The organism is Microcystis sp. BLCC-F209, assembly GCF_041928595.1.
Taxonomy (GTDB): domain Bacteria; phylum Cyanobacteriota; class Cyanobacteriia; order Cyanobacteriales; family Microcystaceae; genus Microcystis.
Window position 1 is genome coordinate 1 of sequence record NZ_JBHFLL010000114.1, and the last position, 8279, is coordinate 8279.

Genomic DNA, 8279 nt, shown 5'->3' on the forward strand with positions numbered 1-8279 from the left:
AACCCTTATAGAGAAAGACATTGGACGATTTTTGTCAATTGTTTTTGATCTAGAGCGAGCTAATCAGTTAAATCTTTTGCCAGATAAGGATTTAGTCGATTTATGCCCCCCTATCGAACCATAACAAGTAACGAAGAGCCGCACTGATTATCACACAAAGTCGAGGAGAGCCAAAACTCAAATCCGATCCCCGATAGCTGTCTCGGAGTCTCCTGTCTCGACTAGGAAATTAATTTTCCACTACTACTTATCTGGGGGCCTCTATGGTGGCCGGATTAGTAGTATTGGCAGTCTTGCTGGTGAACATTTGTATTAGACTAAAACCAACAAAAGCGAGTAAGGCTATGCCACCAATAGTAGTAACAATTTTACCCACGAGATTTTCTGTTGGGGGTTGTTCGGGGGCATCCTCATTGGGGTCTTCCGAATGGGCAAAACGATTGTAGAGGAAATCGAGAGCTTCATTGCGGAGTTCGTAGTAACGGGGATCCTCGGTAATTTGGGAACGAACCCGGGGACGAGCAAAAGGCATCTTTAACACCTCACCGATTTTAGCGCTCGGGCCGTTGGTCATCATCACCAAGCGATCGCACAAGAACAAAGCCTCATCGATATCGTGGGTAATCATCAACACGGTTAACTGGTGTTCTTGCCAGATTTTCAGCAATTCTTCCTGTAATTCCTCTTTAGTAATCGCATCTAAGGCCCCAAAGGGTTCATCGAGGATGAGGACTTGGGGACGAATGGCCAAGGCGCGGGCGATCGCTACCCGTTGTTTCATGCCTCCCGATAATTGGGGGGGTTTTTTCTGGGCTGCTTCTGTCAATCCCACTAAGGATAGATTTTCTTCCACGATCTTCACCTTCTCAGCCTGAGATTTTTCGGGATAAACGGAATTAACCCCGATATAAACGTTCTCAAAGGCAGTTTTCCAGGGCAGAAGCGAATAATTTTGGAATACCATCATCCGGTCCGGTCCTGGTTCCTTAACCTCTTTATCCTGTAGCAGCACTTGCCCACGACTAGGAGAAGAAAACCCCGCCACCATATTTAAAAGGGTCGATTTACCGCAGCCGGAGTGACCGATAATGCAGACAAATTCCCCCTCATTGACTTGCAGCTCCACACCGTCTAAAACGGTGTAAACCCCTTCGGGGGAGGGGTATTCTTTGGCAACATTACTAACTAACAAAAAAGGCTGGGTGGTGGTGCTGGAATTCACGGTCTTATCGGTAAAAGTTTGCATAATTCGTCCTAGATTTATTTTAAGGTGGGCAAAGCCCACCACAACCATTAATTAGTCACGGGATCATCGAGGAGAACTTCTGAGACGCGATAATCGCGACGGATCGAGAAACGTTCCAGATAGCCGATCGGATCGTCGGGATTGAAAATAAGATGATCAAAGAGGGCAAAACTGTGGCGATCGGGTTCCAAATCGGGAAGGCCCAGAGACCGGCAAGCTTCGCCAAACAGATCGGGACGACGGACGCGTTCAATCACTTCTACCCAGTTGCGGGGGAAAGGCGCGTAACCCCAACGGGCCAGCTGAGTTAGGGTCCATAGGGCCTCACTGCGGCCCGGACAGTTAGCTTGATCGACGTAAAACTGATTAAATCGGAATAGGGGTTCGGGGGCAGTTCCTAAACCGCGATCATAACCATCGAGGAAACCGGGGCGGATAATTGCCCTATCCACGCCCACATACTGGGGCTGACTGAGAATATTGACTATTTCTTCTCGATTACGCCGATCATCGCAGTATTCACAGGCTTTAATTAAAGCTTTCACCATGGCGATATGGGTTTCGGGATGTTTCGCCGCCCAAGTTTCCCTGACCCCGAGGACTTTTTCCTGGTGTCCGGGCCAAATATCAAGATCGGTGGCGATAACGTAGCCTAATTTTTCGTGAACGGCGTAGGAGTTCCAGGGTTCCCCCACACAATAACCGTCGATATTACCCGCTTTTAGCAAGGAAACCATTTGAGGCGGCGGAATTACGGCTAAATTTACATCACTATCGGGATCGATGCCGCCACTAGCTAACCAGTAGCGTAACAGCAGATTGTGCATGGAGGCGGGGTGAACCATGCCGAAAGTGGCGATTTTATCGGGACTTTGCAGGAGGGCCCCCTTTAAGTCCTCCAGTTTTTCTACCCCCAATTCCCTGTATTTATTGCTGAGGGTGATGGCGTTACCGTTGCGACTGAGTACCAAAGCGCTAATCACGGGGACAGAGGGCTTATTGCCAGCCCCAATGGTCATGCTGAGGGGCATTCCCGCCACCATCTGGGCCGCATCGAGACGACCGGTAGCTACCCCTTGGGCGAGCGCTTTCCAGTTGGGTTCCCTTTGCAGGACAACATTCTCTAATCCTTCCTCAGCGAAGAAACCTTTCTCTTTGGCGATAATAATCGGGGCGCAATCGGTGAGGGGGATAAAACCGATGGTGGGATTGGTTTTCAGTCCGGTAGCTTGGCCGATCAGCGTCACCGCTCCGGTGGGTTGACCGACTTTCTTCGCTCGCTTCTGTTGGTTGAGGAAATAAACGATCTCGTTACGGAGGGAGTAGTAACTGGGATGGTTAACTACTTCCAAACGATGCCGGGGCCGGGGAATGGGAACATCGAGAATCTGACCGATATGGGCCTCTGGACCGGTGGTTAACATCACCACTCGATCGGATAGTAATAGGGCTTCATCCACATCGTGCGTGACCATGATACAGGTAACGTGGCTTTCTTCGACAATTTCCATCAAACGTTCCTGTAAATTGCCTCTGGTTAACGCATCCAGCGCCCCAAAGGGTTCATCAAGTAGCAGGACTTTTGGCCGTAGGGCTAAAGCGCGGGCGATCGCTACCCGTTGTTTCATGCCTCCCGATAATTCTCCCGGTCGTTTGTTGGCGGCATGGCGCAGGTGTACCATATCGATACTATGTTCGATGACACTTTTGCGTTCAGCAGCCGGTAGATGACGCAGCACGCGGTTAACTCCTAGGGCGATATTTTCCCGGACGGTTAACCAAGGCAGCAGCGAATAATTCTGGAACACCACCATGCGATCGGGTCCAGGATCTTTAATTTCTCTTCCCTCTAAAATCACCCCCCCCACCGTCGGGCGATCGAGTCCGGCGACCATATTTAAGAGGGTGGATTTCCCGCAACCGGAGTGACCGATTAAAGAGATAAATTCCCCTTTAGTAACGCTGAGATCGATATTTTTCAGGGCGATATATTGACGGCCATCGGGCAGAGGGAAAACCTTATCAATGTGATCGACTTCAATAAATGCAGACATTTTCAGTTATCAGTTATCAGTTATCAGTTATCAGTTATCAGTTATCAGTTATCAGTTATCAGTTATCAGATGTGAGTTTTTAGTTTACTGTTTACTGTTTACTTAAAAAGCTCCCCACACCCCACACCCCACACCCCACACCCATCCCCCACCGAAAAACTTTTTGCCGCAAACCCTATTTATTTTCTTCGGGTACAACTAATTTAGCGATGTAGGCCATGAGGCGATCGAGTAGGAAACCAACAATACCCACATAAATCAGGGCGAGGATAATTTCACTGATCATGGAACTATTCCAAGCATCCCAGATAAAGAAGCCAATTCCCACGCCACCGATCAGCATTTCTGCCGCTACAATCGCCAACCAAGATAAACCGATACCGATTCTTAATCCGGTGAAAACGTAGGGAACAGTAGCGGGAAAAAGAATGTTGAAAAAGTATTCAACTTTGGATAATTTCAACACTCTAGAGACGTTTTTATAGTCTTGGGGAACCTGTTGTACTCCCACGGCTGTGTTAATAATAATTGGCCAAATTGCTGTAATAAAAATTACAAATATGGCACTAGGTTCGTTATTGCGAAAAGCCGCTAGGGAAATAGGTAGCCAAGCTAGGGGGGGAACGGTACGCAGGATTTGGAAAATCGGATCGATCGCATCATAAATTAGGGCGCTACTACCGATTAAAATTCCCACGGCGATGCCGACAATAGCGGCAAGGGTAAAACCGACGGCCACCCGTTGTAAACTGGCGAAAATTTGCCAGAATAACCCCACATCCGTGCCACCATTATTGAAAAAGGGATTAATAATTAATTCCCAGGTCTCGCTAACCACTTTAGTGGGACTAGGAAGAGGAGCATCGGGACTAAAACAGAGTATTTGCCAGAGGAGAAGGAAAATTAATAAAGCAATCGCCGAAGTTGCTAGTTTGGATAATTTTTTTTTCAGGTCTTTTACCCATTTCTGACCTTGAGAACGACGAGAAATAGAAACAGCCATAATCAGTTATCAGTTATCAGTTATCAGTTATCAGTGAGCAGTGAGCAGTGAGCAGTTATCACTGCTCGCTGATTTAAATCTTCTTGATCTTGAGGGAATCGAGGTAGGCTTGGGGATTTTCAGGGTCAAAAGTAACACCATCAAAGAAAGTTTCCACACCGCGAGAGGTAGAGGTGGGAATTTGATCAGCCGGAACATTGAGGGCTGTGGCGGCTTCTCTCCAGATATCTTCCCGGTTAACCTTATCAACTAAAGCTTTGATGTCCGTATCGGCGGGAATATAGCCCCAACGGATGTCTTCAGTCACAAACCAAGTATCATGACTCTTGTAGGGATAGGAAGCGTTATCAGCCCAGAATTTCATGGCTACGGGGCTATTTTCGATTTTGCGACCATCACCGAAATCGATATTACCCTGCATTCTTCCCAAGATATCGGCGGGGTCAATTTTCAGCCATTCCCGTCCTGAAATAATCTCGCACATTTCCTTAACATTAGCGGGATCATTGCACCATTGCTGCGCTTCCAGAACAGCCATGGTTAAAGCTTTTGCCGCTTTGGGATTTTTATCCACCCAATCGGCGCGTAAAGCGAAGGCTTTTTCGGGGTGATCCTTCCACAGTTCCCCAGTTATCAGGGCTGAATAACCGAGTTTTTGCTTAACCAGTTGCGCGTTCCAAGGTTCCCCCACACAGAAAGCTTGCATCGTGCCGACTTTCATGTTAGCCACCATTTGTGCCGGAGGAACAACAATTAGGGATAGATCTTTATTCGGATCAATGCCGCCAGCGGCTAACCAATAGCGCATCCAGAGATCGTGAGTACCACCGGGGAAAGTCATGGCGGATTTAACTTCTTTGCCCGCAGATTTAGCTTTAGCGAAGGATTCTTTCAGTACACCGCTATCGAGGGCAACTTTTAGATCCATGTATTCGTTAGCCACAGAAATCCCTTGACCGTTGGTATTCAAACGCGCCAGAATATACATCGGTACTGGCTGTTTGGTGATTTTGCCCAAGGTCATTAGGTAGGGCATGGGGGATAAAATATGCGCCCCATCGATACCGTTACCCGCCGAACCTAATTCGAGGTTATCCCGGGTTGCAGCCCAAGAGGCTTGTTTCATCACCTGTACATCGGGCATCCCGTGTTTAGCGAATAAACCTTTTTCTTTGGCGATAATTAAGGGGGCAGCGTCGGTGAGGGCAATAAAACCTAGTTTGGCGGTGGTGACTTCGGGAGTTTCTCCACCGGCAGCGGGGGAAGCAGCAGGACTGCCGGCCGGGGAGGGACTGGTCGCGGTATTATTGGGAGTGGCGCAACCGTGGAGAATTGCTGTTCCTACGGCAGTTGCCCCGGCAGTGAAGATAAATCTACGTCTAGAAAGTTTACTCATGGACTAAAAAATCGTGATTAGAAACTAAACAAAGGTGATGAAACGGTGAAAAATTCTCATTATTTCCCCTAACTGACTGCGGTGATAACCGAGAAAATTTCTTGAAAGTAACTGTTGATTCAGTAAGGAGGCTTTGACTATTTTTATCTCTCGATCGCTTTTGCTTCTCCATCTGGGGAGATTTAGCAGTAGTTTTTGTCTAAGAGATTTTTTCTAGAAGCATAACAGTTTTGAGGAGTGGATAGATAGATAGGGGCGGTTTTTGGTCATCTGGGCTAGAAAGATCACTTTATTTCAGGGTTATCACCGAAGTAATTAACTTAAATTTACAGTCTTCAACGGGAAAGATAGTATAGATTGTTACAAAATATTGTCAGCCATGTAATAAAAGCATAAAAATTTGTCTGAAACGCATGGTAGGGCGATGGGGTTTTTTTAGCTATCTTGAATCAGTTATCATACTAAATCCAGTTATTAAAGACTGATTATCTATTCCTCCTCTTGCCCCTTGCCTCTTGCCTCTTGCCTATCCTGATAAGTAGCCTATACTCAACGGATTTAGTATCAGATTTGAGTTTGCCCTTGACTGATTACCGGTTAATGTTTACCGATAACTGAAAAATCGCCGCAAGTATTAGCGACGAGACTAGCTTGAGACAATCTCTGTTATGCGTTGGCACTTGCCAAGGGCAAAAGCATATTATGATCGATGTTTCCCCTTGATTAGATGCTTAGGGATATCGTCAATAGTGGGAGTTATAGTTACTAATTCTGTACGCAAATATTGCATCTAGAATTAGCTTTGTACGCTTTGACCCGTACTGGGTTAACTACGAACCTCTCTATCGGATTCCCGCTAAAGGCGGCCTCTCCGACTACCTTTCTTCCAATATTTAAGGAACCATTAATATCTGCTCCATAGAAATAACCCGACGAGCTTCTGAATAGTCCTCTTTTAATTCTCTTGCCTAAATAGCTTTTTTGCTTTTGAATAGACTCTAAGTCTAAGAAACTACATTTAGAGGTATAGCTTTCATTAGTTGTTTTGACCTCTATTCCTACTAAATTTGCTTTATAGGTAAGTTGTTCGATCAACCTTGAATGAGGAATATTTACGAATGACTGGTTATTTCTATCTCCAATATTAATGTTTTGTTTCCAGCCTTGATTATGACCAATAACTAAAAGGTTAATTTGATGAGCTAGTAATTTATCAATAATATATTTACTAGCGGTGTGGAGGTAATAATCCACCTGGCAATTACGCTTTAAAGTTAAACCTTGTATTCTTTTACTGGTCTTCTGTAGACTGGGTAATTCCGATTTGAGTTTAGCTAGTGTCTTGTTGTACTTTTGATTGCAGGATTTTAAGGCTTTTCCACATACTAAAGTTGGCTGAAATTCGGGAATATTAGAGGTAACAGCAGCTAGGTTATTTAAGCCTAAATCGATAAAAGCATATCTTTCTCCCTCTTGACTTGATGAGGATGGTTGTTCATAGACAATCTCTAAACAATAAGCACCCAATTTAGGAATAATCCTGACCTCTAAAACTTCCTTTAAATTAGTTTTAAATTCTAAATTAGTCCCTGATAGCTTGATTAAACCTTGCTTCAACGCTTTTTTAGAAATGGCTTGATAGTTATAAGTTAAAACGTTTCTACCTTTTTCCTTGTCTTTGTATCTTGGCAACTTAGGCTCTCCTGTAAATTTATCTGGCGATTTTTTGTATTGTTCTTTCGCTTTTTGGTAGGATTTAAAGGTTTTTTCTACTTGCTTTAATACTAACTGACTTACTTTGGCGGGTAAGGCTTGATAATCTGGACTCATTTTTAAGGCATGATGTAACTCAGTCATTGTTAAAAATGGTTGATGTGAAAAGAAAACTTGACGGTTTAAATAAACAGCACAATTATACAGATTCTTCGATAAAAATCCTAATTTATCAATTACTGAATAATTTTTGTGATTAAATTTAATTAGATGTTTTTGAACTAATTTCATCATTCTCCTCAAGGCATTTAATTAAACATTCTGTCTTTCTATTTCGTCGTCTTAATGAGTATAATCGAGCGCAAAATGAGGTAATTATGCTCACGAAGTCTTCCATTAAATCGTCTTTTCTTTCTTCTGCTAGATTAACGACCTCTAGATCTCTATTTGTTTGAGTTAAAAGAACTTTCAGATAATTAAACCCTACTCTGCTTAAACGATCTTTATGTTCTACGACAATCAAATTATAATCAGTTTGTTCTAGAAGTTTTAATAATAGCTTTCGATGATCATTGACTCCACTTCCTACTTCTTTAACTACTCGAACAATTTGATAGCCTTTCGCAATACAATAAGCTTCCAATCTTTTTGCCTGAGTCTCTAAGTTAGATTGATTTTCTGAACTAGAAACTTGCGCATAAATAGCTACTTTATTTTCACCGCAAGAACGGTCATCTTCAAAAATAATAATTGTTCCTGTAGGAAGACGTTCTCCTTGTAACTGCCCTCGATTCCACATTCTCCAAGCAGTGTCATAACTGATCCCTTTTTTCTTAGCATAATCTGATAGTTTCATGTGAACTGCAA

Annotated in this window: 6 protein-coding genes; all 6 read right to left on the minus strand. The window is 44.1% G+C overall.

Going from position 1 to position 8279, the window contains the following annotated elements; translation table 11 throughout:
* Positions 1-247: 247 nt before the first annotated feature.
* Positions 248-1246: a nitrate ABC transporter ATP-binding protein gene (locus ACE1AQ_RS07255; protein WP_039900203.1), complete on the minus strand. Its 999-nt coding sequence runs from the start codon at positions 1244-1246 to the stop codon at positions 248-250.
* Between the two features lie 47 nt (positions 1247-1293).
* The gene (locus tag ACE1AQ_RS07260; protein ID WP_106909289.1) at positions 1294-3300 is read right to left on the minus strand and encodes a nitrate ABC transporter ATP-binding protein; all 2007 of its coding nucleotides are present in this window, start codon (positions 3298-3300) and stop codon (positions 1294-1296) included.
* Positions 3301-3475: 175 nt separating this feature from the next.
* Complete coding sequence (gene ntrB, locus ACE1AQ_RS07265; protein WP_110545749.1) at positions 3476-4303, minus strand: nitrate ABC transporter permease; 828 nt, start codon at positions 4301-4303, stop codon at positions 3476-3478.
* Between the two features lie 73 nt (positions 4304-4376).
* A complete protein-coding gene (locus ACE1AQ_RS07270; RefSeq protein ID WP_110545752.1) occupies positions 4377-5699 on the minus strand; it encodes a CmpA/NrtA family ABC transporter substrate-binding protein in 1323 nt (440 codons plus the stop codon).
* 765 nt (positions 5700-6464) lie between these two features.
* Positions 6465-7703 (minus strand): RNA-guided endonuclease TnpB family protein, encoded by a 1239-nt coding sequence (locus ACE1AQ_RS07275; protein WP_046662537.1) that lies wholly within the window; start codon positions 7701-7703, stop codon positions 6465-6467.
* Positions 7675-8268 (minus strand): IS607 family transposase, encoded by a 594-nt coding sequence (locus ACE1AQ_RS07280; protein ID WP_374808143.1) that lies wholly within the window; start codon positions 8266-8268, stop codon positions 7675-7677. Before ACE1AQ_RS07280 ends, ACE1AQ_RS07275 begins: the two co-directional genes overlap by 29 nt.
* Positions 8269-8279 lie beyond the last annotated feature (11 nt).